We start from the raw sequence: 21,211 nt of genomic DNA on the forward strand, positions 1-21,211 counted from the left end.
ATCTTAAAGGCATCCGATGTTCAAGACCGCCCTGCCCCTTGCGGCATTTCTGCTGTCGCTTTCCGCCGCGCAAGCCCTTGCCCAATGCGGCGGCAGCTTTTCCGACTTCGTGACAGGCCTGAAAGCCGAGGCACAGGCGAAGGGCCATGATGCCGACACCGTGGCGCGGTTCCTTGCCCCGGTCAGGCAGGACCCCAAGGTGCTGGCTGCGGATCGGCGGCAAGGTGTGTTCACGCTGGATTTCACGACCTTTTCCCGCCGCCTGATCAGCCAGTCGCGGCTGGATACGGGGCTTGCGAAGGCGCGCGAATGGGATGCGGTCTTTGACCGGGCCGAGACCGAATACGGCGTGCCGCGCGGCATTCTGCTGGCCTTCTGGGCCTTCGAGACCGATTACGGCGCCTTCCAGGGCGATTTCAACACGGTCAACGCCCTTGTCACCCTGTCCCATGATTGCCGCCGTCCCGATCTGTTTCGCCCCCAGGTCTTTCATGCGCTGACCCTGTTCGAAGCGGGCGATCTGGACCCCGCGACCACCACCGGCGCCTGGGCGGGCGAGATCGGCATGGTGCAGATGCTGCCCGGCGACATCCTTGAAAACGGTGTGGACGGGGACGGGGACGGGCATGTGCTGCTGAAGACATCCGTGCCCGATGCGCTGCTGTCAGGGGCGAAGATGCTGGCGCATTTCGGCTGGCGCAGGGGCGAGCCCTGGCTGCAGGAGGTCACGGTGCCCGCCGAGATGGACTGGCGCCAGAGCGGGATCGCCACGGCGTTGCCGGTGGCGGACTGGGCGGCGATGGGTGTGCGGCCACGGTCGGGCGACTGGCAGGGCCGGGGCCTGAGCGCCAGCCTGATCCTGCCCCAGGGTCACAAGGGGCCGGCCTTCATCGCCTATCCGAACTTCGGCCGGATGTTCGAGTGGAACCAGAGCTTCACCTATGTGCTGACGGCGGCCTATTTCGCCACGCGGCTGTCGGGCGCGCCGGTCTTTGCCCCGGGCAATCCCGATGCCGGGCTGGACCAGGAGGGCATGAAACGGTTGCAGCAAAAGCTGGCGGCGCGCGGCCATGACGTGGGCGCGATCGACGGTATCCTGGGCGCGGGCACGCGCGCGGCTGTCCAGGTGGAACAGGCGCGCCTTGGCCTGCCCACCGATGCCTGGCCCACGGCGGCGCTGCTGTCGCGGCTATAGGCGGGCGGCGGCACGGTCGGAGTGGATATTTGGGGCAAGAAGAAGCAGGGGGTGCGTCTCAGGCGACCAGCGCTTCGGCCCTTTTCAGATCGACCGAGACCAGCTGGCTGACGCCCTGTTCCTGCATGGTGACACCGAACAGCCGATCCATCCGCGCCATGGTGACCGCGTGGTGGGTGATGATCAGGAAGCGGGTGTCGGTGCGGCGGCACATCTCGTCCAGCAGGTCGCAGAAACGGGTGACGTTGGCATCGTCGAGCGGGGCGTCCACCTCGTCGAGCACGCAGATGGGGGCGGGGTTGGCGAGGAAAACGGCGAAGATCAGGGCCAGCGCCGTCAGGGTCTGTTCGCCCCCTGACAAGAGGCTGAGGGTCGAGAGTTTCTTGCCCGGCGGCTGGCACATGATCTCGAGCCCCGCTTCAAGCGGGTCGTCGGATTCGACCAGCACCAGATCGGCCTCGCCGCCGCCGAAGAGATGCTTGAAGAGCAGGGCGAAGTTGCTGTTGACCTGTTCGAAGGCGGTCAGCAGCCGTTCGCGCCCCTCGCGGTTGAGGCTGGCAATGCCGGTGCGCAGGGTCTTGATCGCTTCTTCCAGATCGGCCTTCTCGCCGGCCAGCGTGTCATGTTCCGTCTGCACCTCTGCCGCGTCTTCCTCGGCGCGCAGGTTGACGGCGCCCAGCGCGTCGCGCTGCCGCTTGAGGCGGTTCACATCGGCCTCGATCATGTCGGAGGCGGGCATGGCGTCCGGATCGGCGCCAAGGCTTTCCAGCAGACCGGCGGGCGTGGTGTCCTGATCCTCGCTGATGCGTTCGGCGGCATAGGCCACGGTTTCGCGGGCGGCGTCGGCGCGGGCTTCGGCGCGGGCGCGGGCCTCGCGCGCTTCGGAGGCGGCGCGTTCGGCATCGCGTTCGGCCTGTTCGGCGGCGCGCAGGGCGGTTTCGGCCTCGGCCAGGGTATCGGCGGCGCGGCGGCGGCGCGCCTCGGCGGTGTCGATGGCGCTGGTCAGTTCCTCGCGCTTGGCGGCGATTTCCTCGGGGGCGGCGCTGGCCTCTTTCAGCTCGGCTGCCGAATCCTGCTTGCGCTGGACCAGTTCGGCGCTGCGGGTTTCGGCGGTTTGCAGACGGTGCCGCCAGCCCGAGAGTTCCTTGGTCACTTCCTGGGAGCGGCGGGTGCGGGCCTCGCCTTCGCGGCGGATCTCGTCATGGGTGGAGCGGCGCGTCATCATGGTGATGCGCGCGGCCTCGACCGTCATGCGCAGGTCTTCCATTCCGGCGCGGGCGCTGTCCAGATCCTCGAGCCCGGCGACGGCGCGTTCGGCCTCGAGCACCTGGGCGCGGGCGGTCATCGCCTCTTCCTCGTGGCGGGTGACGGCAAGACCCAGCGATTCCAGCCGCGAGGCGGCCAGATTGCGATCCGCTTCGGCGCGGCTGAGGGCGCGGTTCGCCTCGTTGACCTTGGCGTCGGCGGCACGGCGTGCGCCGCGCGCGGCCTGATCGGCGGCGGTCAGATCGGCCAGACGCTTGGCCAGGCTCTCATGGGCGGCGCGGGCGGCATCGGCGCGTGAGGTCGCACGCTCCATCTGCTGCTTGAGCTCTTCAAGGCGGTTGAGCTGCTGCAGGCGCAGGGCCGCAGCGGATGGCGCATCTTCCGCCCAGGCGCGGAAACCGTCCCAGCGCCACAGATCGCCTTCGAGGCTGACAAGGCGCTGGCCGGGTTTCAGCAGCGGCTGAAAGCGCGGGCCATCGTCGGGATCGACAAGACCGATCTGGCCCATGCGGCGCACCAGCACATCGGGCACCGACACGTGGTTGGTCAGTGCCGTGACCCCCTTGGGCAGGGGCTGCGGATCGGCATAGGCGGGCAGCGGCGTCCAGCCAGAGGGGCCATCGGCCTCGACCTCGGGGGCGCGCAGATCGTCGGCAAGGGCCGCACCCAGCGCCTTTTCGAAACCCTGTTCGACCTGAAGGCGGTCCATGATCTGGCCGCCCTCGGCGGTGTCGCGCTGCACGAGGCGGGCAAGCGCCGTGACCTCGGCGCGCAAGGCGTTCAGCTCGCCTTCGGCGGCCGATCGTTCGGCGCGCACATCGGCTTCGCGTTCCTGGGTCTGGGCGCGGGCGGCTTCGGCGGCAAGCAGGGTTTCATCGGCGCGGCGCGCCAGATCCACGGCGGCGGCTTCCTGTGTCTGCGCCTCTTCATAGGCGGCGATGGCCTTGTCGAGCGCGCCTTTGGATGCCTCGACAGCCTCGCGGGCGCGGGTCGCCTCGGCCTCGCTGCGGGCACGGGTCTTGAGGCTGTCCTCCAGCAGGCGATGCGCCGACTGGTGGCGCGCGGCCAGCCGGGCCACATCCTCGGTCAGCTGGCTCAGATCCGCCTCGCGCTGCTGCAGCACCTCTGCGGCCTCGCGGGCGGCGGCGGCGGCGGCTTCCAGCTTGTCGGCATGACCTTCGCCCGCCTTGGCCAGTTCGCGCGATTCCCATTCCAGCCGCGCGATGGTTTCGCCCGCGTCCCGGTTCAGCCCGGCCTCGCGTTCGATGTCGCGGGTCAACTGATCGATCCGGGCCTTCAGCGTCTCGATCGTCTGGCGGGCGCGGGTTTCCTGATCGGTGAGCGTGTCGCGCTGCACCTGCAGGCGCTGCAGGACGGCGGCGGCGATCGCCTCTTCCTCGCGCAGGGGGGGCAGCGCATCGTCACGCGCGATGCGCGCCTTGCCGGCGGCGCGGGCGGCGGTTTCGGCCTGGGCGGCGGCCGCAAGGCGGGCGCGCAGATCATCCTCGGCGGTGGCACGGGCGCTGTCGGCCTCTTTCCAGCGGCGATAGAGCAGCAGGCCCTCGGCGCGGCGCAGCTCATCGCCGATGGCGCGGTAGCGTTGCGCCTGCCGGGCCTGACGTTCCAGTTGCGCAAGCTGGGTGGCCAGCTGTTCCAGCACGTCATCGACGCGCAGCAGGTTCGCCTCGGCCGCGTTCAGCTTGAGTTCGGCCTCGTGGCGGCGCTGGTAGAGGCCCGAGATCCCGGCGGCCTCTTCCAGGATGCGGCGGCGGTTCCTCGGCTTGGCGTTGATCAGTTCGCTGATCTGGCCCTGCCGGACAAGCGCGGGCGAATGCGCCCCGGTCGAGGCATCGGCGAACAGCATCTGCACGTCGCGCGCGCGCACATCCTTGGTGTTCACCTTGTAGGCGCTGCCCGCGTCGCGGGTGATCCGGCGGGTGATTTCCAACTGGTCATTGTCGTTGAACCCGGCGGGCGCCAGCCGTTCGGCATTGTCCAGCACCAGCGACACTTCGGCAAAGTTGCGCGCGGGCCGGGTGGCGGCACCGGCGAAGATCACATCCTCCATCCCGCCGCCGCGCATGGCCGAGGCGCGCGTTTCGCCCATGACCCAGCGCAGCGCCTCGAGCAGGTTGGACTTGCCGCAGCCGTTGGGGCCGACAACACCGGTCAGCCCGTCCCGGATCAGCAGATCGGTCGGATCGACGAAGCTTTTGAAGCCGGTCAGTCTGAGCTTGGTGAAACGCAACGGCGCGCCTTTCGATTCCGGTCTGGTCGGAAATTTGAGGGGCTTGGGGGGCCTGAGTCAACGAATTTGCACCGGATATGGGGATTTCTGCCGAGTTATCCCCAATATATTGGGTCGTTGAGGGGCTCTGGCGGGTCAGTCCGGTGTGAAAGGACGGCGTTGACAGGGGCCCGCGCCCTGCGTCACGCTGGGCTGACACATATCCTGAAAGGCCCTGATCATGCGCTTGCCTGCCCGACTGCTTATCCCCGTCCTGCTGCTGGGGGCCGGACCGGCCCTGGCGCATCACCCGCTGGCCGGTCTGCCGATGGAAACGGGGATGCAGGGAGTGCTGTCCGGCCTGGCGCATCCGGTACTGGGGTTCGATCACCTGTTCTTCGTGCTGGCCGCCGGGGTGGCCGCCATGCTGGTCGGACAGCCGCTGCGCGGTCCGCTGGCCTATGTGGGCGCGATGCTGGCGGGCTGTGCGCTGGCCTTGTCCGGGCTGGCGCTGCCGCTGGCCGAGGGGGTCATCGCCCTGTCGCTGCTGGTGCTGGGCGGGCTGATCCTGTCGGGGCGGGCGCTGACGCCGGGGGTGATCCTGCCCATGATCGCGGGCTTCGGCCTGTTTCATGGGGCGGCCTTCGCGACGGGGATCGCCGGGGCCGAGGGCGCTGCGGCGGGGCCTGTCTTTGCAGGCTATCTGCTGGGCCTTGGCGTGATGCAATATGCGCTGGCGCTGGGTGCCGGGGTTCTGGCGGCGCGGGCTGGCGGCATCGGCGCGCTGCGTCCGCGTCTGGCCGGGGCCATGGTGGCGGGCGTGGGCCTGTTACTGTGCCTTGACGCAATGGAGGGGCCGCTGGTTGCGGTGATCACGGGCCTTGCGGGCTGAGGCGATGACGATGGGCTTGCAGATCCGGGCAGGCGATCCGCGCGAACCGGGCGCGCTGGCCCTGCTGGAGGCCAGTCATGCCCTGATGGAAAGCCTCTTTCCGCCCGAGGACAATCACTATCTGTCTGTCGATGCGCTGCGGGTGCCCGAGATTTCGTTCTGCGTGGCCGAGGATGGCGGGCAGATCCTGGGCACGATCGCCCTTGCCGACAAGGGCGCATATGGCGAGGTGAAGTCGATGTTCGTCGCCCCCGAGGCGCGCGGGCGCGGTGTGGCGCGGGCGCTGCTGACGCATATCGAAGGGGTCGCGCGGGACAAGGGGCTGGCGCTGCTGCGGCTGGAGACCGGCAATCTGCTGGAAGCCGCGATCGCGCTTTATGCCGCGCAGGGTTTCGGCCCTTGCGGGGCCTTCGGCGATTACGAGGTCAATGGCACCAGCGTCTTCATGGAGAAATCGCTTGGATGAAACAGCGCCGATTGCTGCGCCACGCCGAATGGCGCCTGATGAGGACATGCGGCCCGTCCTGTCGCTGCTGACGCAGGCCTTTGCCCATATGGAGGGGCGGATCGATCCGCCATCTTCGCTGTCCCGGATGGGTCCGGCCGAACTGGCGCAGGAGGCCGCGCGGGCCGAACTGTGGGTGATCGATGGCACGACCGAGCCGCTGGCCTGCATGATCCTGACCCCGAAGGCCGAGACGCTTTACCTGGGCAAGCTGGCCGTGGCCCATACCGCGCGGGGACAGGGGTTGGCGCGGCGGATGATCGACACGGCGCTGGAGCGGGCACGCGCGCTGGGGCTGCCTTCGGTCAGCCTGCAGACGCGGATCGAATTGCTGGAGAACCATGTCACCTTTGCCGCACTCGGGTTCGAGATGACCGAAAGCAGCGCGCATCCCGGCTATGACCGGCCGACAACGCTGGGGTTCCGGCGGCTGGTCTGAGTGCAGGCGTGGTGCATCAGCAATCCAGAATGCCAAGGATCAGGGCCTGATCGCCCCGCACCTCGCGCACCGTGCAACCGCTGACCTGTTCCATGGCGCGGGCGGCGCGCGCGCCGATGGGTCCCATGCGGGGGGCGTATTGCGGGTTGATGCGCACCGCCTCTGCCAGGTCGCCCTTGACGCGGACGGCGAAGACGCTTCCCTCCACCTCGACCCGCGTGGGTTCGATCCCCATGAAATGCGGGCTGCCGCCGTCGCAGGCGGCGAGGATCAGCAAAAGCGGCGGGAAAAGGATCATCAAGCGCGTCATCGCATCATCAGCGCAGAGAACGGTTAACAAACACTGAACCGGAGAAGAGCGGCGGGCCGCGCATCCTGTCCTTGTGCAAGCCGCCGCGCCCTGTGATGCTGCAAGCAACCATAGCCCAAGGGAGTGCCCGCGATGATCCAGGCCGTTGCCATCCTGCTGATCTGCCAGTTGATCGGGGAAACCCTTGCGCGGGGGCTGGCCCTGTCGATACCGGGTCCGGTGCTGGGCATGGCGCTGCTGCTGGCAGGATGCCTGCTGTCGTCACGGCTGGCCGACGCGGTCATGCCGACGGCGCAGGGGCTGTTGTCGCATCTGTCGCTTCTGTTCGTGCCCGCGGGTGTGGGGGTGATCAGCCACCTTGACGTTCTGGGCGGATCGGGTCCGGCGCTGCTGGCGGTGCTGGTGGCCAGCACCGCGCTGGCGCTGGTCGTGGGGGTGCTGGTCTTTGTCGCGGTCGCACGGCTGACCGGTGACGGGGGCGCGCAAACGCCCGGGGAGTCGCGGCCATGACCCCCCTGCCCCTGCCCGAGATCTGGTCCTACCTGAGCCGCGAGCCGCTGCTGTGGCTGACCGCCACGCTGGTGGCCTATCTGGTAGGCGATGCGCTGTCGCGCCGGGCCAAGCGGCATCCGGTGGTCAACCCTGTCCTGATCGCGATGATGCTGCTGGGCGGGTTGCTGTGGATGACAGGCACACCCTACGCCACCTATTTCGAGGGCGCGCAATTCGTGCATTTCATGCTGGGACCGGCCACCGTGGCGCTGGCCCTGCCGCTATACGCCAATCGCGCGCAGATCCGGCCCGCATTGCTGCCGATGCTGGCGGCGCTGCTGGCGGGATCGGTGACGGCCATCGTCTCGGCCTTGTGGATCGCGCGGCTGCTGGGGATCGAGGGGCCGGTCTGGCTGTCGCTGGCGCCCAAATCGACCACCGCGCCGGTGGCCATCGGCATATCCGAACAACTGGGTGGCCTGCCCACGCTGACCGCGGCACTGGTGATCCTGACGGGCATCATCGGCGCGGTGATCGTGACACCGCTGATGCGGCTGATGCGCATCCGCGACTGGCGCGCGCGCGGCTTTGCCGTGGGGGTGGCCGCCCATGGAATCGGAACCGCACGGGCGTTTCAGGTCAATGACACCGCGGGGGCCTTCGCGGGCATCGGCATGGGGTTGAATGCCATGCTGACGGCCGTTCTGGCACCTTACGTTGTGTCGCTGCTGCTTTAGAGCGGACGAATTCCTGTTGTCGGACATCATTCGTGGTCATATGATTTTACCAATTGACCAGAGGTGAACACATGCCCTTTCGTTCGGTCCAGCCCGAGAAGATTTCGACCTCGGTCACCCATCAGATCGAGCTTTTGATCCTGCGCGGCATCCTGCGCCCCGGCGAGCGTCTGCCGTCGGAACGGGAACTGTCCGAGCGCATGGGCATTTCCCGCCCGTCGCTGCGCGAGGCCATTGCAGAGTTGCAGCAAAAGGGTCTGCTGACCAGCAAGGCGGGCGCGGGCATCTATGTCGCCGATGTGCTGGGTGGGGCGTTCTCGCCCGCGCTGACGCGACTTTTCGCCGATCATGAAGAGGCGGTTCTGGATTACATCGGCTTTCGCCGCGACATGGAGGGGCTGGCCGCCGAACGCGCGGCGCGGCTGGCGTCAGACACCGATCTGCGGGTGATCCAGGCGATCTTCGACAAGATGCTGGCCGCGCACAGCAAGCGCGATCCGGCGGACGAGGCTCTGCTGGATGCGGATTTCCACCTGTCGATCATCGAGGCCAGCCATAACGTGATCATGCTGCACATGATGCGGTCGATGTATGATCTGCTGCGGCAGGGCGTTTTCTACAACCGGCAACTGATGTTCCGGCAACGCAGCATCCGCGACAACCTGCTGGAACAGCATCGCGCGATCAACGAGGCGATCCAGGCCCGCGATCCGGCCGCGTCGCGCCGCGCGGTCGAGGATCACCTGAATTTCGTGGAGAACGCCCTGATCGAGCAGAAGAAGTCCGAACGCCACGAGGAAATCGCGCGCCAGCGCTATGAGCACGAACAGCGGCGCTGAGAGGGCGCGACTGACAGGGCACGACTGACAGGGCGCGGCACCCGCGTCGCTGCATGGGGAACAACAAAAAACCCCGCATCGGTCGATGCGGGGTTTTCCGTGTGGCGATGCTGACGCGGCTTAGTGCAGCTTGGCGTCGACGACCTCGATGCCTTCGTCGATCAGCTTGTTGCCGTCGGCGGCGGTCATCTGCTTGGCGATCACATCGCGGGCGGCACCGATCGCGATGACGACGGCCCGGTCGCGGACTTCCTTGATCGCGGCGGCTTCGGCCGATGCGATCTGGTCTTCCGCGGCGGCGATGCGGCGGGTGATCGACTTCTGCAGATCGGCCTTGGCCTGCTCTGCTGCGGTCGCGGCTTCGTCCTTGGCCTGCGCGATGATGCGGTCGGCCTGCTCCTGCACTTCTTTCTGCTTGCGCTCGTAGGAGGCCAGCAGCGTCTGTGCTTCTTCGCGCAGGGCGCGGGCTTCTTCCAGTTCGCCACGGATCGTGTCGGCGCGCTTGTCCAGAAGACCGCCGATCAAGCCGGGGACCTTGAAGTAGAACAGGACACCGATGAACAGCAGGAAGGCCAGGAGCACCACGAAGTCGGTGTTCTTCAGTGAGAAGAAGGGACCGCCTGCCGCGAATGCGGGACTTGCTGCCAGAAGAAGGGCGGGGACGAGGATCAGCTGTCTCATCTTGATTAGCCTTTCATCCGGGCGTTGACGGCCGCGGTGACGCTGCGCGCATCTGCGGTGCCGCCCATTGCGGCGACGATTTCCTTGGCCGTGTCCTTGGCAACGTCGGTGACGTTTTCCAGGGCGCTGGCGCGGATCGCGGCGATGGCTTTTTCACCCTCGGCCGCTTTTGCGGCGATCTCGGCATCGGCCTTGGCGATGGCCTTGTCCAGATCCGCCTGAATCTCTGCCTTGGTTTCGGCAATGATGCGGTTCGCCTCGACGCGGGCATCGGCCAGCGCCTTGTTGTAGGCGGCTTCCGCCTCGACTGCCTTGGCCTTGAGGTTCTCGGCCGCGGCGATGTCGTTCGTGATGGTGCCCTGACGCTCGGCCAGAACCGCGCCGATACGCGGCAGCGCGATGCGCGACAGGATGAAATAGATCACGACAAGCGTGAGCAGCAGCCAGAAGATCTGGTTGCCATAGGTCGAGAAGTCCAGCTGAGGCATGCCCGGTGCGGACTCTGCGCCATGCGGTTCGGTTGCCATGTCGTTCTCCCTAGGGAAACTTGCCTGTTACAACGGATGGGCCACAGGGGCCCATCCGCGCGTAAGGATATGTTCCGTCAGGGCTCAGACGGCGAACATCAGCAGCAGAGCGACGAGGAACGAGAAGATCCCCAGTGCTTCTGCGAATGCGATGCCGATGAACAGGGTCGCGGTCTGACCTGCTGCGGCCGACGGGTTGCGCAGGGCGCCCGCCAGGTAGTTGCCGGCCACATTGCCCACACCGACTGCCGCGCCGCCCATGCCCATGCATGCCAGACCCGCGCCGATGTATGCGCCCATTTGTACGATATCGCCTTCCATGATTTTCTCCTTACGATGGAATGGTGGTGATCAGGGTAAGGGGCGGACAGCACCGCCCCGGTGTTTGGTATCCCGCGTCAGTGGTGCGGATGCAGCGCATCCTTGAGGTAGACGCAGGTCAGAATGGTGAACACATAGGCCTGGATGAACGACACCAGAACCTCGAGCCCGTACATGGCGGTGATGGCCACGACCGACAGCGGTGCGATGGCGGTGATCGCGGCGAAGCCTGCGAAAACCTTGATCACGGCGTGGCCGGCCATCATGTTGCCCGCAAGACGGATGGAGTGGCTGACCGGGCGCACGAAGTAGCTGATGATTTCGATCAGTGCCAGGATCGGGCGCAGCGCCAGAGGCGCGCTGGACACCCAGAAAAGGCCCAGGAAAGACGCGCCGTTCTTGACGAAGCCCAGAACCGTGACCGCGATGAACACGGCGAAGGCCATGACCGCGGTGACCGCGATGTGGCTGGTCGGCGTGAAGGCCATGGGCAGCAGGCCCAGGAAGTTCGAGAAGACGATGAACATGAACAGCGTCATGATGTAGGGGAAATACTTGACCCCGTCTTTGCCGGTCACGTCCTCGACCATCTTGTAGATGAAGCCGTAGGCCAGTTCGCCGATGGACTGGCTGCGCGAGGGGATGATGGCGCGGCGCGAGGTGCCCAGCACCAGCATCGCGGTGATGCCGACGATCGCCAGAACCATCCAGAGCGTCGCGTTGGTGGGGGTGTACCAATGTACCGCGTCGCCACCGAACAGCGGCTTCACGATGAACTGGTCCATCGGGTGGAACACCAGACCGCCTTCTGCATTTGCGTCCGTCGCCATGACTTGTCCTCTTGCCGTCAGCCCCGCGGGGCACCTGTCTTGTCGGCCTCTTGGGCCAGCTTGTCCTTCTGGATCTCTTGCGCGGAGCGGAGCATCGTCTTCACCCCCGCCGCAAGGCCCAGCAATGTAAAGAGCACCAGGAAGATCGGGAGCGTCCCGAACAGGCTGTCCAGCCCGTATCCGATGCCGAAACCGATCCCCAGACCGGCCACGAGTTCGATCACCATCCGCCAGGCAAGGTTGGCCTGAGAGTAGTGTTCATCCGCGCGGGGCCTGGGCGCCTGAGCCGCTTTTGCCGCCGCGATCCTTGCCTCAAGCTCGGCCAGTTGCCGCTGCTGATCGGGATCGGTCATGCGAAAAGCACCCCCTTGGATGTTTGGCGCATTGCTATGCGCAGGGCGGCCCTGAGTCAAGCGCCCCCGCCGCAGCGCGGCACCCGGCGCAAGCCGTTGTTTTATTGGATATTTATAGCAAGAAGAAACAGGCGCGGGACTCTGTCGCAGCCGCCGTGGCGGTTGCAGGTGCGGGATCGGCATATTCAACCATCCGGTTGACGATCGGCCGGGCGCGGGCTTAATGGCGCAATGACCGATGCGCTTGATACCGTCTTTGCGGCCCTTGCCGATCCGACCCGCCGCGCCATCCTGACGATGCTGCTGGAGGATGACATGGCCGTGACCGATGTGGCCGAACCCTTCGAGATGAGCCTTGCGGGGATTTCCAAGCACCTGGCCATCCTGGCGGGCGCCGGGCTGATCACGCAGGAAAAGCGCGGCCGCGTCAAATGGTGCAAGCTGGAGCCGGATGCGCTGCGCGCCGCCAGCGTCTGGATGCAGGGTTTCGGGCAGTTCGAGCCGGTGAACCTGGATGCGTTCGAGCGGTTCCTGGAAGCCGAGTTGCAGCAGGATGCGAGCGAAGCCCCTTTTCAGGGCGACTGAGGGATCGGGGCCCTCGCCTCGTCATCGCGCAGCAAAAGCAGAAGCGCCAGCACGGTCAGCGCGACACCGCCCAGCACCCAGGGCGTGGGCAGCCCGTTGCCCAAGGCGAATTCCAGCGCGATCACCCAGCTGGGCGTGAGATAGGTATAGGCCATCACCTTGGCCGATGGCAGGTGCAGCGTGGCGTATTGCAGCAGCACGAAGGTGCCGGCGCTGGCGAAGACCGAGACATAGGCCAGCGTGATCCAGACGATGCCGGGCAGAGCGGCCCAATCGGTGGCGCGGATCGCGGGCCAGGCCCAGGCGGTGACCAGAAGGCCGCCGCCAAGCAGCATCCCGAAGGTGAAGACGACCGGCGGCTCGCCCCGGTTCAGCCTGCGCACCATGGGCGTGTAGACGGCATGGGCGATGCAGCCGAAGAAGAAGATCGCCTCGCCCTTGCCGATCTCGAACCGGGCGAGCGCCTCCAGATCGGCGCGGAAGATCACCCAGACCGCACCGGCGGCGCCGATGGCCAGCGCCAGCGCCATGCGCGGCGTGGTCACCTGGCGCAGCAGGAACCAGCCCGCGATGCCCGAGATCACGGGCGTGAGGGTAAAGACCGCCGAGGCCGACACGGCCTGCGCGGTCTTGAGCCCTTCGAACATCAGCACGAAATAGATGCCGAAGGTGCCGCCGAGCAAAAGATAGCGCCAGGGCGCCTGCAGGGCGCGGCGCGGAAAGCCCGTGGTCAGCGCCGCCGCCGTGCCGACGATGGCGGCGGCCAGCCAGAAGCGCAGCGCCGTCAGGGCGGCGGGGTCGATATGGGGGGCGGCCAGCACACCCAGCGAAAAGCTGCCCGCGACCAGGGCCGAGAAGGTCAGCATCGCAAGGTGGCCGCGCGCCTGCCCTGTCATGGCGCGTCGGGTCCGGTGGCCGCGCCGGCGTCGGCGGACTGGCCGCGCGCATGGGCCTTGAGGAAGGACAGGAAGCTTTGCACCTTGGTCGTGCGATGCAGATCGACATGGGTGACCAGCCACAGCGATGCCTCCCATTCGGGGCGGGGGGGCGCGATCTCCAGCAGGTCGGGATGGGCGTCGGCCTCCCACTGGCTGAGAAAGCCGATCCCCATGCCCCGCACCACGGCCATTTCCAGCGCGCTCATGTCGGTGCTGCGGAAGATCACATTATCTTGGGGGATCGTGTTCCAGAGCCATTGGTTGAAGGGCGCGCGGTTCGTGCGATCATCGTTGGCGACAAAGAAGTGGCGGGTCAGATCCTCGGGGGTATCGGGCAGGCCGTGCCGGTCGGCATAGGCGGGCGCCGCGTAAAGGGCGGGCGAGAGGTTGATGAAGGGCTGCACCACGTTGTCGGGCTGGTCGGGCACGGCGCCGGCGCGGATGGCGACATGCGCCTCGCCGTATTCGAGGCGGAACAGGCGTTCGCCGGTGAGATAGCGCAGAACGATCCCGGGATGGGCCGCGCGAAAGGCGGCCAGCACCGGCAGGATCAGACCGTCAAGGCCGGCCAGAGAGGTGATCACCAGCTCGCCCGTCACGTCCTGACCGCGCCCCTTGATGCGCCCGGCGAGCTGCGCGAACTGATCGTCGGTGGCCGCCGCGACACGCAGCAGATCCTCGCCCGCCTCGGTCGCGGTATAGCCGCGCGGGTGACGCTGGAACAGTTTCACGCCGAGGCGCTGTTCGAGCGCGTCAATGTGACGGATCACGGTGGCATGGTGCACGCCCAGCACTTCGGCCGCGCCGCTGACCGTGCCCAGCCGGGCCACGTGATAGGCTGTGCGGATCTCGTCCCAGTTATCCATTGGCGGGGTCTCCTCGGGCTTGGGTCGGAGTCGGGGCTGATCTGTGCGTCAGCGAACATATCGCGATAGAAACGCGGGCAAGGCGCGAAGACAAGGGCGAAAGACACAAGGGGGGCAGCGGGGATGCCGAAGGGTTCGGAGGCCTTGCTGCTTGACTTTGCCGACCGGCGCGCCTAAAGCCTGCGCCATCCCGGAGGTCTGTCAGAACTTCCGGTCCCATGGGCTTGGCCCGGGATCGCCCCCCGTCAGCGCGTTGCGCCCACGGGGGCCATTTCGGTTTTGACGCCTTGGTCATGGGGAAACGCGGGGCCCGGAACGGGGTGCCGTCTGGCAAATGGGCCGGCACTTTCCTATCTGGGGTGTCATATCGCAACGGGCAAAGGAGCCGTCGAGATGTTTGAAAATCTGTCCGAACGCCTCTCTGGTGTCTTTGACCGGCTGACCCGGCAGGGTGCGCTGTCCGAAGAGGATGTGAAAACCGCCCTGCGCGAGGTGCGCGTGGCCCTGCTGGAAGCGGATGTGTCGCTGCCCGTGGCGCGCGATTTCGTGGCGGCGGTGCAGGCCAAGGCCACCGGCCAGGCGGTGACGAAATCGGTCACACCCGGCCAGCAGGTCGTCAAGATCGTGCATGATGCGCTGGTCGATACGCTGACGGGTGCCGAAGATCCCGGCGCCTTGAAGATCGACAACCCACCTGCCCCGATCCTGATGGTCGGTCTGCAGGGTTCGGGCAAGACCACCACCACGGGCAAGCTGGCCAAGCGGCTGAAGGAGCGGGACGGCAAGCGGGTGCTGATGGCCTCGCTGGACATCTACCGCCCGGCCGCGATGCAGCAGCTCCAGATCCTGGGCCAGCAGATCGGCGTGGATACCCTGCCGATCGTGGCGGGCGAAAGCGCCGTGCAGATTGCCAAGCGCGCCAAGACGCAGGCCAGCCTTGGCGGCTATGACGTCTACCTTCTGGATACCGCGGGCCGCTTGCAGATCGACCAGACCCTGATGCAGGAGGTCGAGGATGTGCGCGACGCGGTCAAGCCGCGCGAGACGCTGCTGGTGGTCGATGGCCTGACCGGTCAGGTGGCCGTCGAAGTGGCCGAGGAATTCGACGCCAAGGTCGGCATTTCCGGCGTGATCCTGACCCGGATGGACGGTGACGGGCGCGGCGGTGCGGCGCTGTCGATGCGGGCGGTGACCGGCAAGCCGATCCGCTTCGTCGGTCTGGGCGAGAAGATGGACGCGCTCGAGACATTCGAGCCGCAGCGGATCGCGGGCCGCATCCTTGGCATGGGCGATATCGTGGCCCTGGTCGAGAAGGCGCAGGAAACCATCGAGGCCGAACAGGCCGAGCGGATGATGAAGCGCTTCCAGAAGGGTCAGTTCAACATGAACGACCTGCGCACGCAGCTGGAACAGATGCTGAAGATGGGGGGCATGGAATCCATCATGGGCATGATGCCCGGCATGGGCAAGATGGCCGCACAGGTGAAGGACGCGGGCTTTGACGACCGCATCCTGAAGCAGCAGATCGCATTGATCCAGTCCATGACCAAGAAGGAACGCGCCAACCCCGCCCTGCTGCAGGCCAGCCGGAAAAAGCGGATCGCGGCGGGCGCCGGCATGGATGTGTCGGACCTGAACCGGCTTCTGAAGATGCACCGCCAGATGGCGGACATGATGAAGAAGATGGGCAAGATGGGCAAAGGCGGCATGCTCAAGCAGGCCATGAAGGGCATGATGGGCAAGGGCGGCATGCCCGAGGGGATGGATCCCGCGCAGATGGACCCCAAGGCGCTGGAAGCGGCTGCCAAGGCGATGGGCAACAAGCTGCCCGGCGGGCTGGGCGGCATGGGCGGTCTGGGCGGCATGAAGCTGCCGGGTGGTCTGAGCGGATTCGGAAAGAAGAAGTAAGTGATGCAAGCCCCTGCATATCCCCATTCAAAGGGTCCGCTGACCCAAGCGCCGCGCCTCGAGACGCGCAACCTTGTGCTGCGCGGACCCGAGCATGGCGATATCGAGCCGATGATCACCTTTCTGACGGATCGCGACCGGTCCTGGGGTTTCGGATCCTATGACAACCGGCATGACGCGTGGCGGTGGTTCGGGCTGAACGTGGGGCACTGGCATATCCACGGTTACGGCTATTTCACCATCGAGGATCGCGACACCGGCGAAGTGGCCGGCATCACCGGCATCTGGAACCCGGACGGCTGGCCGGAGCCCGAGCTGGGCTGGGCCCTGTTCGACGGTTTCGAAGGGCGCGGCATCGCCCTTGAGGCGGCAACCCGCGCCCGCGAATGGGCCTATGCCGACCTTGGGTTCATGACGCTGACCTCGAATATCGTGCCGGGCAATGACCGCTCGATCGCGCTGGCCGAACGGCTGGGCGCCTGGGCCGAGCGGACCTATCAGAATGTCTACATGGGGCAGGAGGTGCTGTATCGGCATCCCGGCCCGGAATCGCTGGACAGTGACAGCGACGGATCGGTGGAGGCCTACGCATGACGCAATCAGCAAAGACCACGGACGCCGTTGCCCGCGCCGCCGAGATCCTGCGCGAGCATCGCGCCTCGATCGACCGGCTGGACGCGATCCTTGTCTATACGCTGGGCGAGCGGTTCAAGCATACCCAGGCCGTGGGGCGCCTGAAGGCGCAGCACGACCTTCCCCCATCCGATCCCGATCGCGAGGCGCGCCAGATTGCCCGGCTGGAACAGCTGGCCATGGACGCCGATCTGGACCCGGAATTCGCAAAGGCCTTCCTGCAGTTCATCATTCAGGAAGTCATCCAGCACCACAAGAAACACCAACAATAACAAAGCAACATGGCGGGGTATCCCGCCAGACCAAGCCATCCAAAGGAGAACACTGACATGGCAATGAAAATCCGTCTGGCCCGTGGCGGCAGCAAGAAACGCCCCTTCTACCGCATCGTGGCCGCCGACAGCCGCATGCCGCGCGATGGCCGCTTCATCGAGAAGCTGGGCACCTACAACCCGCTGCTGCCGAAAGACAGCGAAGACCGCGTGAAGATGGATATCGACCGCGTGAAGCATTGGCTGGCCCAGGGCGCACAGACCACCGATCGTGTGGCGCGCATGCTGGAAGCCGCAGGCGTGACACCCAAGACCGAGCGCAGCAACCCCAAGAAGGGTGAGCCGGGCAAGAAAGCCAAGGACCGCGCCGAGCAGAAGGCCGCCAAGGCAGCGGCGCCCGCCGAAGAGGCTGCAGCCGAGGAATAAGGCCGGGAGGGCCGGGAATGCAGGATTTCGACAAGGCATTCCAGGACCAACTGACCACGCTGATGCGCTGGCGTCGCGACGTGCGGCGCTTTCGCACCGACCCGGTGCCCGAGGCAATGCTGATGCATTGCCTCGATGCATTTGTGCTGTCCCCCTCGGTGGGCCTGTCGCAGCCCTGGCGGCTGATCCGGGTCCAGACCGCGGCGGCGCGCGCGGCGGCGGTTGCGAATTTCGAAGCGGCCAATGCGCAGGCGCTGGCAGGCTATGATGGTGACAGGGCGGCCCTTTATGCCGGTCTGAAACTGTCGGGCATGCGCGAGGCGCCGGTGCATCTGGCGGTTTACTGCGACGAGGGCACCGAAACCGGCCATGGGCTTGGTGCCGGCACCATGCCCGAGATGCGGCGCTATTCCGTCGTCGCCTCGGTCATGCAGTTCTGGCTGCTGGCACGGGCGCACGGGCTTGGCGTGGGCTGGGTGTCGATCCTTGATCCGGCGCGGCTGGCGCGGGATCTGGACACGCCCGAGGCCTGGCGCCTTGTGGCTTACCTGTGTGTGGGCTGGCCGGAAGCCGAAAGCGAGACACCCGAGCTGGAGCGCCACGGCTGGGAGGTCCGGCGCGACACCCTGGTGATCGAGACGCGCTGAAACAAAGACGAACGAGGTTCGAGATGAGCGATCTGATCTGCGTGGCGGCCATCGCCGGTGCCTTCGGGGTAAAGGGCGAGGTGCGGCTGAAAAGCTTTACCGCCGATCCGCTGGCGATCGGGGAATATGCCCCCCTGACGACCGAGGATGGCAAGCGCAGCTTCGATGTGGCGCTTGCGGGACAATTGCCCAACGGATTGCTGGTGCGCCTGTCGGGTGTCGGCACCAAGGAAGAGGCCGACGCGCTGAAAGGTATGAAGCTTTTCGTGCCGCGTGACCGTCTGCCCGCCCTGCCGGACGATGAATATTACCATGCCGACCTGATCGGGCTGACGGTGCTGGATACGGGCGGCAGCACGCTGGGCCGGGTCAAGGCCGTGTTGAACCACGGGGCGGGCGACATCCTTGAAGTGCAGGTGCCCGGATCGTCCGACACGGTGCTGCTGCCCTTCACGCTGGAGGCGGTGCCGACGGTCGATCTGGCCAGCGGTCGCATCATCGCGGATCCGCCCGAGGGGCTGTTCTAGGGCGCGCCATGAGGCGTCCCACGACGGGACATTTTGCGCACCCTTTGTTATCAGAGGGTTACGCGGCCGCGTTTACCATATTTTAACGAAAACACCTCGGACAGCGCCTGTCACAGGCGTGGCGTCACGGTCCGGGATGCCAACATATCCCGTCACGCAAGGCGCGGCCCTTTGCGGCGCACGTGCCTTAGTCGTCAGCCCTGCGGAATCGTCGGACCAGGTTGCGCAGCCATGTTGCCATCCAGAACAGGACAAACCATGGCGCAGCATAGGCAAGGGCGATCAGCCATCCGAAAAGCGCCGCGAAAACGAGGGGGCCACCATCCGAAAATGCCTGGTCCAGAAGCTCGGGGCTTGGGGTGTCGGTGGCTTCCACGCGCTGATACAGGTCGTCGAAATGGGTGATGACGGACAGAAGGCAAGCCGCCCAACCGACGGCGATGATCAACGTGACGATCATCCACCATTGCGGTTTGCGCCACAGAAAGCGCAGGGCCAGAAGCACCCCGGGCAGCGCCAGGAAAATGCCGGCGAAAAATAGTGTTTCAGACGAAATCTTGCTCATCCTTGTTCGCTGCACGATCCAGACCGGTGCGCGCGTCACCCGCCGTCGTTGCGCATGATACCGAAGGCCGCATGATGAAACCAGAATGCGTGTTTGTCGGGTCTTTCCAGAAGCTGACAGGCACGGTTCGAGGGGCCGAGGCTGGTTCGGGGCTGAAAACCGTCGCGGGTCAGATGCCGCAGGCGACCCAGGATCAGCTTGCGCCCCTGGCGGCCAGGCGGTCGCACATGGCCTGAAGTCCGGCCCAGACATGGGCGCGGCGCGGCGTGTCCCGTTCGGGATCGGGCGGCATCTCTTGCCAGAGGCGCGCGAGACGGAGCGCGATGAAGAAGCGCAGGGCGGGATCGTGGCGCAGGTCGGTGCCATAGGCCTGCCAGAAGGCCGTGACCGCCTTGGGATGGAAGCCGAACCAGACTTCGTGATCCACCAGCAGCATTGCCAGGTCCCGCGCGACCGGGGCGGGAAGGTCGTTTTCAAGGTCGATCCCGGTGATCCGGTCCGGGGCGATCAGCAGGTTGCCCAGCGTCATGTCGCCGTGGATCACCGCCTGCGGCAGGGGGCGGTCCTGCATCTGCGTGGCCAGGCCCTCAAGCTGTTTCAGATGGGCGGCAAAGGCATCGGGGCGCGGGGCCGGCGCATTGCGGGCGTTGCGGAACAGACGGCGCAGCGCAGGCGCCGGATGATGGGCTGCGGGCGGCTCTGCCCGGCCCCTGTGCAGCGCCCGCAGCCAACGGCCTGCCGCCTGCATCACGCCCAGATGATCGGCGGGATCGGTGCTGTCGGACAGAAGGCTGCGCGCGTCCTGACCGGGACAATGCGACAGGATCAGCGCCTGATGGTCGGGCAGCGCCAGGATCAGACGCGGCACCGCCAGTCCCGGCTGGTCCGCGAAAGCGGCGGTGGCCCCGGCATAGGCACGGCAAGCGGGTCCGATCATGTCGCGCTGGCCGCCCAGCCGCTGCTTGAGCACAAGATCCTCCTGTCCGTCTTCGCCGTGGATCAGCAAGGCAACACGTCCGCCGCGCGCTTCGCGGCGGGCGGCCAGGACCTGCGTGTGCGCAACCGCCGGATCACGCCCAAGCTGCAAAGCGGCCGCGGCCAAGGCCGTCAGGGCCGCTTCGGTCAGCCTGTTGCGAAGATCGGTCATGCGTCGGTCTGGTCCTGCAGAAGCGGCGCCACCCTAGGCCTGCCCTGCAGAGGCCGCAATCGGGCATCTTTTGCGCCGGGGAAAAAGCCGCTATGGGGACAGCCATGAGCGACCAGTCCGATCCAGAGGGCCCTGCCCCGCAAAACCCGAGCCCGGCCAAATCCCATGGCCGCAAATCCATCCGTGCGACGCTGCGCCCGCGTGAGCTGATCACGGACAGCCCCGATCTGGCCGGGGCCTGGGTGGCGCAGGTCATCACGCTGCTGCCGCAGGCCTTTCCGGGAATCCTGGGCGAAAGCCTGACCGGCAAGGCGCTGGCCGAGGGGCGCTGGTCCTTGCGGACCATCGACCTGCGCAGTTTTGGCGAGGGCAAGCATCGCAATGTCGACGACACCCCGGCAGGGGGTGGCGCGGGCATGGTGCTGCGCCCCGATGTGCTGGGCCATGCGCTGGACGAGGCCGCATTGGCCGCGCGCGGGCGCTGGCCGGTGATCTACCTTTCCCCGCGCGGCGCGCCCCTGACGCAAGAGATGGCGCGGCGGCTGGCGGCGGCGGATGGGGTGACCTTGCTGTGCGGGCGGTTCGAGGGTGTGGATGAGCGGGTGCTTGAGGCCTATGACATCGAAGAGGTGAGCCTGGGCGATTTCGTCATGACCGGGGGCGAGATCGCGGCGATGGCGCTGATCGACGCGACAGTGCGGCTGTTGCCGGGCGTTCTGGGCAATGCGGCCTCGACCGAAGAAGAAAGCTTTTCCGACGGGTTGCTGGAGCATCCGCAATATACCCGCCCCGCCGACTGGCGCGGGCATCCGATCCCCGAAGTGCTGCTGTCGGGCAACCATGCCCGGATCGCAGCATGGCGGCGCGCGCAATCCGAGGCGATCACGCAAGAGCGGCGGCCCGACCTGTGGCAGGCGCATGAGGCCAGGAAGGGCAAGCCGCAGGGCTGATCCGCCCCATTCGGTTCTTGCCAAAGCAGGCGCAGCCCGGTATTACCCGCGCGTCCGGGGCTTTCTGAGTCTATCGGACCTGTCGCTTTTTCCCATGGCCGCCTTCTTCGGGGTCGATATCGGGAGGGGTGCT

The 21,211-nt window shown here is 66.6% G+C and carries 26 protein-coding genes; 15 read left to right on the forward strand and 11 right to left on the reverse strand.

Translation table 11 applies throughout. The features are described from left to right. Window positions 1–16 precede the first annotated feature (16 nt). Complete coding sequence (locus ACMUJL_RS08055) at window positions 17–1,195, forward strand: lytic murein transglycosylase (RefSeq protein WP_375569108.1); 1,179 nt, start codon at window positions 17–19, stop codon at window positions 1,193–1,195. Between the two features lie 58 nt (window positions 1,196–1,253). Here the strand turns inward: ACMUJL_RS08055 and smc are convergent, their stop codons facing one another. Continuing rightward, on the reverse strand, window positions 1,254–4,709 hold the full coding sequence (gene smc / locus ACMUJL_RS08060; protein WP_375569106.1) for a chromosome segregation protein SMC: 3,456 nt from the start codon (window positions 4,707–4,709) through the stop codon (window positions 1,254–1,256). A 220-nt stretch (window positions 4,710–4,929) separates the two neighbouring features. On the opposite strand from smc, the gene ACMUJL_RS08065 reads away from it, so the two are divergent. From ACMUJL_RS08065 to ACMUJL_RS08075, 3 genes are read left to right on the forward strand one after another with little or no spacing between them, the layout of a single operon-like run. After that, window positions 4,930–5,580 (forward strand): HupE/UreJ family protein, encoded by a 651-nt coding sequence (locus ACMUJL_RS08065; RefSeq protein WP_375569104.1) that lies wholly within the window; start codon window positions 4,930–4,932, stop codon window positions 5,578–5,580. 10 nt (window positions 5,581–5,590) lie between these two features. After that, complete coding sequence (locus ACMUJL_RS08070; RefSeq protein WP_375569102.1) at window positions 5,591–6,046, forward strand: GNAT family N-acetyltransferase; 456 nt, start codon at window positions 5,591–5,593, stop codon at window positions 6,044–6,046. 28 nt (window positions 6,047–6,074) lie between these two features. Further along, window positions 6,075–6,524 (forward strand): GNAT family N-acetyltransferase, encoded by a 450-nt coding sequence (locus tag ACMUJL_RS08075; protein WP_375569100.1) that lies wholly within the window; start codon window positions 6,075–6,077, stop codon window positions 6,522–6,524. A 16-nt stretch (window positions 6,525–6,540) separates the two neighbouring features. Here the strand turns inward: ACMUJL_RS08075 and ACMUJL_RS08080 are convergent, their stop codons facing one another. Next, window positions 6,541–6,822, reverse strand: coding sequence for a hypothetical protein (locus ACMUJL_RS08080; RefSeq protein WP_138176962.1), 282 nt, complete (start codon window positions 6,820–6,822; stop codon window positions 6,541–6,543). Between the two features lie 144 nt (window positions 6,823–6,966). On the opposite strand from ACMUJL_RS08080, the gene ACMUJL_RS08085 reads away from it, so the two are divergent. From ACMUJL_RS08085 to ACMUJL_RS08095, 3 genes are all read left to right on the forward strand, one after another. Then, window positions 6,967–7,344 carry a CidA/LrgA family protein gene (locus tag ACMUJL_RS08085; RefSeq protein WP_068291407.1) on the forward strand — a complete coding sequence of 126 codons (378 nt, stop codon included), beginning with the start codon at window positions 6,967–6,969 and terminating at the stop codon, window positions 7,342–7,344. Beyond that, on the forward strand, window positions 7,341–8,063 hold the full coding sequence (locus ACMUJL_RS08090) for an LrgB family protein (RefSeq protein WP_375569097.1): 723 nt from the start codon (window positions 7,341–7,343) through the stop codon (window positions 8,061–8,063). The genes ACMUJL_RS08085 and ACMUJL_RS08090 overlap by 4 nt, the downstream gene beginning before the upstream one ends. Window positions 8,064–8,134: 71 nt before the next feature. Beyond that, window positions 8,135–8,902 (forward strand): FadR/GntR family transcriptional regulator, encoded by a 768-nt coding sequence (locus ACMUJL_RS08095; protein WP_375569095.1) that lies wholly within the window; start codon window positions 8,135–8,137, stop codon window positions 8,900–8,902. Window positions 8,903–9,022: 120 nt separating this feature from the next. Here ACMUJL_RS08095 and ACMUJL_RS08100 read toward each other — a convergent pair whose 3' ends face one another. The 5 genes from ACMUJL_RS08100 to ACMUJL_RS08120 all read right to left on the reverse strand — a co-directional run bounded on the left by ACMUJL_RS08100 (window position 9,023) and on the right by ACMUJL_RS08120 (window position 11,614). Then, entirely contained in the window at window positions 9,023–9,583 is a 561-nt protein-coding gene (locus tag ACMUJL_RS08100; RefSeq protein ID WP_375569093.1) for a F0F1 ATP synthase subunit B, read from the reverse strand. A 5-nt stretch (window positions 9,584–9,588) separates the two neighbouring features. Continuing rightward, entirely contained in the window at window positions 9,589–10,110 is a 522-nt protein-coding gene (locus ACMUJL_RS08105; protein ID WP_068291414.1) for a F0F1 ATP synthase subunit B', read from the reverse strand. 84 nt (window positions 10,111–10,194) lie between these two features. Then, window positions 10,195–10,431 (reverse strand): F0F1 ATP synthase subunit C, encoded by a 237-nt coding sequence (locus ACMUJL_RS08110; protein ID WP_008227326.1) that lies wholly within the window; start codon window positions 10,429–10,431, stop codon window positions 10,195–10,197. Window positions 10,432–10,508: 77 nt separating this feature from the next. Beyond that, the gene (locus tag ACMUJL_RS08115; RefSeq protein WP_068291416.1) at window positions 10,509–11,261 is read right to left on the reverse strand and encodes a F0F1 ATP synthase subunit A; all 753 of its coding nucleotides are present in this window, start codon (window positions 11,259–11,261) and stop codon (window positions 10,509–10,511) included. A gap of 17 nt (window positions 11,262–11,278) precedes the next feature. Then, complete coding sequence (locus tag ACMUJL_RS08120) at window positions 11,279–11,614, reverse strand: AtpZ/AtpI family protein (RefSeq protein ID WP_068291419.1); 336 nt, start codon at window positions 11,612–11,614, stop codon at window positions 11,279–11,281. Window positions 11,615–11,845: 231 nt separating this feature from the next. Here ACMUJL_RS08120 and ACMUJL_RS08125 point away from each other — a divergent pair, with 231 nt between their 5' ends. Beyond that, window positions 11,846–12,199 (forward strand): ArsR/SmtB family transcription factor, encoded by a 354-nt coding sequence (locus ACMUJL_RS08125; RefSeq protein WP_068291421.1) that lies wholly within the window; start codon window positions 11,846–11,848, stop codon window positions 12,197–12,199. Here the strand turns inward: ACMUJL_RS08125 and ACMUJL_RS08130 are convergent. After that, window positions 12,187–13,095 carry a DMT family transporter gene (locus ACMUJL_RS08130; RefSeq protein ID WP_375569090.1) on the reverse strand — a complete coding sequence of 303 codons (909 nt, stop codon included), beginning with the start codon at window positions 13,093–13,095 and terminating at the stop codon, window positions 12,187–12,189. The two genes, ACMUJL_RS08125 and ACMUJL_RS08130, sit on opposite strands and share 13 nt — an antisense overlap. Further along, complete coding sequence (locus tag ACMUJL_RS08135) at window positions 13,092–14,003, reverse strand: LysR family transcriptional regulator (protein ID WP_068291425.1); 912 nt, start codon at window positions 14,001–14,003, stop codon at window positions 13,092–13,094. Before ACMUJL_RS08135 ends, ACMUJL_RS08130 begins: the two co-directional genes overlap by 4 nt. A gap of 393 nt (window positions 14,004–14,396) precedes the next feature. Between ACMUJL_RS08135 and ffh the strand changes: the two genes are divergently transcribed. The 6 genes from ffh to rimM are packed head-to-tail and all read left to right on the forward strand — an operon-like array spanning window position 14,397 to window position 18,416. Beyond that, window positions 14,397–15,911, forward strand: a complete 1,515-nt coding sequence (gene ffh, locus ACMUJL_RS08140; protein WP_068291427.1) for a signal recognition particle protein — start codon at window positions 14,397–14,399, stop codon at window positions 15,909–15,911. Between the two features lie 3 nt (window positions 15,912–15,914). After that, window positions 15,915–16,505, forward strand: a complete 591-nt coding sequence (locus tag ACMUJL_RS08145; protein ID WP_068291429.1) for a GNAT family N-acetyltransferase — start codon at window positions 15,915–15,917, stop codon at window positions 16,503–16,505. Continuing rightward, complete coding sequence (locus tag ACMUJL_RS08150) at window positions 16,502–16,816, forward strand: chorismate mutase (protein ID WP_375569087.1); 315 nt, start codon at window positions 16,502–16,504, stop codon at window positions 16,814–16,816. Before ACMUJL_RS08145 ends, ACMUJL_RS08150 begins: the two co-directional genes overlap by 4 nt. Before the next feature lie 57 nt (window positions 16,817–16,873). Then, complete coding sequence (rpsP, locus tag ACMUJL_RS08155) at window positions 16,874–17,242, forward strand: 30S ribosomal protein S16 (protein WP_068291433.1); 369 nt, start codon at window positions 16,874–16,876, stop codon at window positions 17,240–17,242. 17 nt (window positions 17,243–17,259) lie between these two features. Then, entirely contained in the window at window positions 17,260–17,889 is a 630-nt protein-coding gene (gene bluB, locus ACMUJL_RS08160; RefSeq protein WP_375569085.1) for a 5,6-dimethylbenzimidazole synthase, read from the forward strand. A gap of 23 nt (window positions 17,890–17,912) precedes the next feature. Next, window positions 17,913–18,416 carry a ribosome maturation factor RimM gene (rimM, locus tag ACMUJL_RS08165; RefSeq protein WP_375569083.1) on the forward strand — a complete coding sequence of 168 codons (504 nt, stop codon included), beginning with the start codon at window positions 17,913–17,915 and terminating at the stop codon, window positions 18,414–18,416. Between the two features lie 187 nt (window positions 18,417–18,603). Here the strand turns inward: rimM and ACMUJL_RS08170 are convergent, their stop codons facing one another. Both ACMUJL_RS08170 and ACMUJL_RS08175 read right to left on the reverse strand, forming a co-directional pair. Beyond that, the gene (locus tag ACMUJL_RS08170) at window positions 18,604–18,981 is read right to left on the reverse strand and encodes a hypothetical protein (protein ID WP_375569081.1); all 378 of its coding nucleotides are present in this window, start codon (window positions 18,979–18,981) and stop codon (window positions 18,604–18,606) included. Window positions 18,982–19,174: 193 nt separating this feature from the next. Beyond that, window positions 19,175–20,128, reverse strand: a complete 954-nt coding sequence (locus ACMUJL_RS08175; protein ID WP_375569079.1) for a phosphotransferase — start codon at window positions 20,126–20,128, stop codon at window positions 19,175–19,177. Between the two features lie 104 nt (window positions 20,129–20,232). Here ACMUJL_RS08175 and trmD point away from each other — a divergent pair, with 104 nt between their 5' ends. Next, window positions 20,233–21,078, forward strand: a complete 846-nt coding sequence (gene trmD, locus ACMUJL_RS08180; protein ID WP_375569077.1) for a tRNA (guanosine(37)-N1)-methyltransferase TrmD — start codon at window positions 20,233–20,235, stop codon at window positions 21,076–21,078. The last annotated feature ends 133 nt before the right edge of the window (window positions 21,079–21,211 follow it).

Source organism: Seohaeicola sp., assembly GCF_048006315.1.
In the GTDB taxonomy this organism is placed as follows: Bacteria; Pseudomonadota; Alphaproteobacteria; order Rhodobacterales; family Rhodobacteraceae; genus Seohaeicola.

Bases quoted from the DNA above. Each gene is read 5' to 3' on its own strand.
- ACMUJL_RS08055 (WP_375569108.1), top strand. From the start codon at position 17: ATGTTCAAGACCGCCCTGCCCCTTGCGGCATTTCTGCTGTCGCTTTCC.
- ACMUJL_RS08065 (WP_375569104.1), top strand. From the start codon at position 4,930: ATGCGCTTGCCTGCCCGACTGCTTATCCCCGTCCTGCTGCTGGGGGCC.
- ACMUJL_RS08070 (WP_375569102.1), top strand. From the start codon at position 5,591: ATGGGCTTGCAGATCCGGGCAGGCGATCCGCGCGAACCGGGCGCGCTG.
- ACMUJL_RS08075 (WP_375569100.1), top strand. From the start codon at position 6,075: ATGGCGCCTGATGAGGACATGCGGCCCGTCCTGTCGCTGCTGACGCAG.
- ACMUJL_RS08080 (WP_138176962.1), bottom strand. From the start codon at position 6,822: ATGATCCTTTTCCCGCCGCTTTTGCTGATCCTCGCCGCCTGCGACGGC.
- ACMUJL_RS08085 (WP_068291407.1), top strand. From the start codon at position 6,967: ATGATCCAGGCCGTTGCCATCCTGCTGATCTGCCAGTTGATCGGGGAA.
- ACMUJL_RS08090 (WP_375569097.1), top strand. From the start codon at position 7,341: ATGACCCCCCTGCCCCTGCCCGAGATCTGGTCCTACCTGAGCCGCGAG.
- ACMUJL_RS08095 (WP_375569095.1), top strand. From the start codon at position 8,135: ATGCCCTTTCGTTCGGTCCAGCCCGAGAAGATTTCGACCTCGGTCACC.
- ACMUJL_RS08100 (WP_375569093.1), bottom strand. From the start codon at position 9,583: ATGAGACAGCTGATCCTCGTCCCCGCCCTTCTTCTGGCAGCAAGTCCC.
- ACMUJL_RS08105 (WP_068291414.1), bottom strand. From the start codon at position 10,110: ATGGCAACCGAACCGCATGGCGCAGAGTCCGCACCGGGCATGCCTCAG.
- ACMUJL_RS08110 (WP_008227326.1), bottom strand. From the start codon at position 10,431: ATGGAAGGCGATATCGTACAAATGGGCGCATACATCGGCGCGGGTCTG.
- ACMUJL_RS08115 (WP_068291416.1), bottom strand. From the start codon at position 11,261: ATGGCGACGGACGCAAATGCAGAAGGCGGTCTGGTGTTCCACCCGATG.
- ACMUJL_RS08120 (WP_068291419.1), bottom strand. From the start codon at position 11,614: ATGACCGATCCCGATCAGCAGCGGCAACTGGCCGAGCTTGAGGCAAGG.
- ACMUJL_RS08125 (WP_068291421.1), top strand. From the start codon at position 11,846: ATGACCGATGCGCTTGATACCGTCTTTGCGGCCCTTGCCGATCCGACC.
- ACMUJL_RS08130 (WP_375569090.1), bottom strand. From the start codon at position 13,095: ATGACAGGGCAGGCGCGCGGCCACCTTGCGATGCTGACCTTCTCGGCC.
- ACMUJL_RS08135 (WP_068291425.1), bottom strand. From the start codon at position 14,003: ATGGATAACTGGGACGAGATCCGCACAGCCTATCACGTGGCCCGGCTG.
- ffh (WP_068291427.1), top strand. From the start codon at position 14,397: ATGTTTGAAAATCTGTCCGAACGCCTCTCTGGTGTCTTTGACCGGCTG.
- ACMUJL_RS08145 (WP_068291429.1), top strand. From the start codon at position 15,915: ATGCAAGCCCCTGCATATCCCCATTCAAAGGGTCCGCTGACCCAAGCG.
- ACMUJL_RS08150 (WP_375569087.1), top strand. From the start codon at position 16,502: ATGACGCAATCAGCAAAGACCACGGACGCCGTTGCCCGCGCCGCCGAG.
- rpsP (WP_068291433.1), top strand. From the start codon at position 16,874: ATGGCAATGAAAATCCGTCTGGCCCGTGGCGGCAGCAAGAAACGCCCC.
- bluB (WP_375569085.1), top strand. From the start codon at position 17,260: ATGCAGGATTTCGACAAGGCATTCCAGGACCAACTGACCACGCTGATG.
- rimM (WP_375569083.1), top strand. From the start codon at position 17,913: ATGAGCGATCTGATCTGCGTGGCGGCCATCGCCGGTGCCTTCGGGGTA.
- ACMUJL_RS08170 (WP_375569081.1), bottom strand. From the start codon at position 18,981: ATGAGCAAGATTTCGTCTGAAACACTATTTTTCGCCGGCATTTTCCTG.
- ACMUJL_RS08175 (WP_375569079.1), bottom strand. From the start codon at position 20,128: ATGACCGATCTTCGCAACAGGCTGACCGAAGCGGCCCTGACGGCCTTG.
- trmD (WP_375569077.1), top strand. From the start codon at position 20,233: ATGAGCGACCAGTCCGATCCAGAGGGCCCTGCCCCGCAAAACCCGAGC.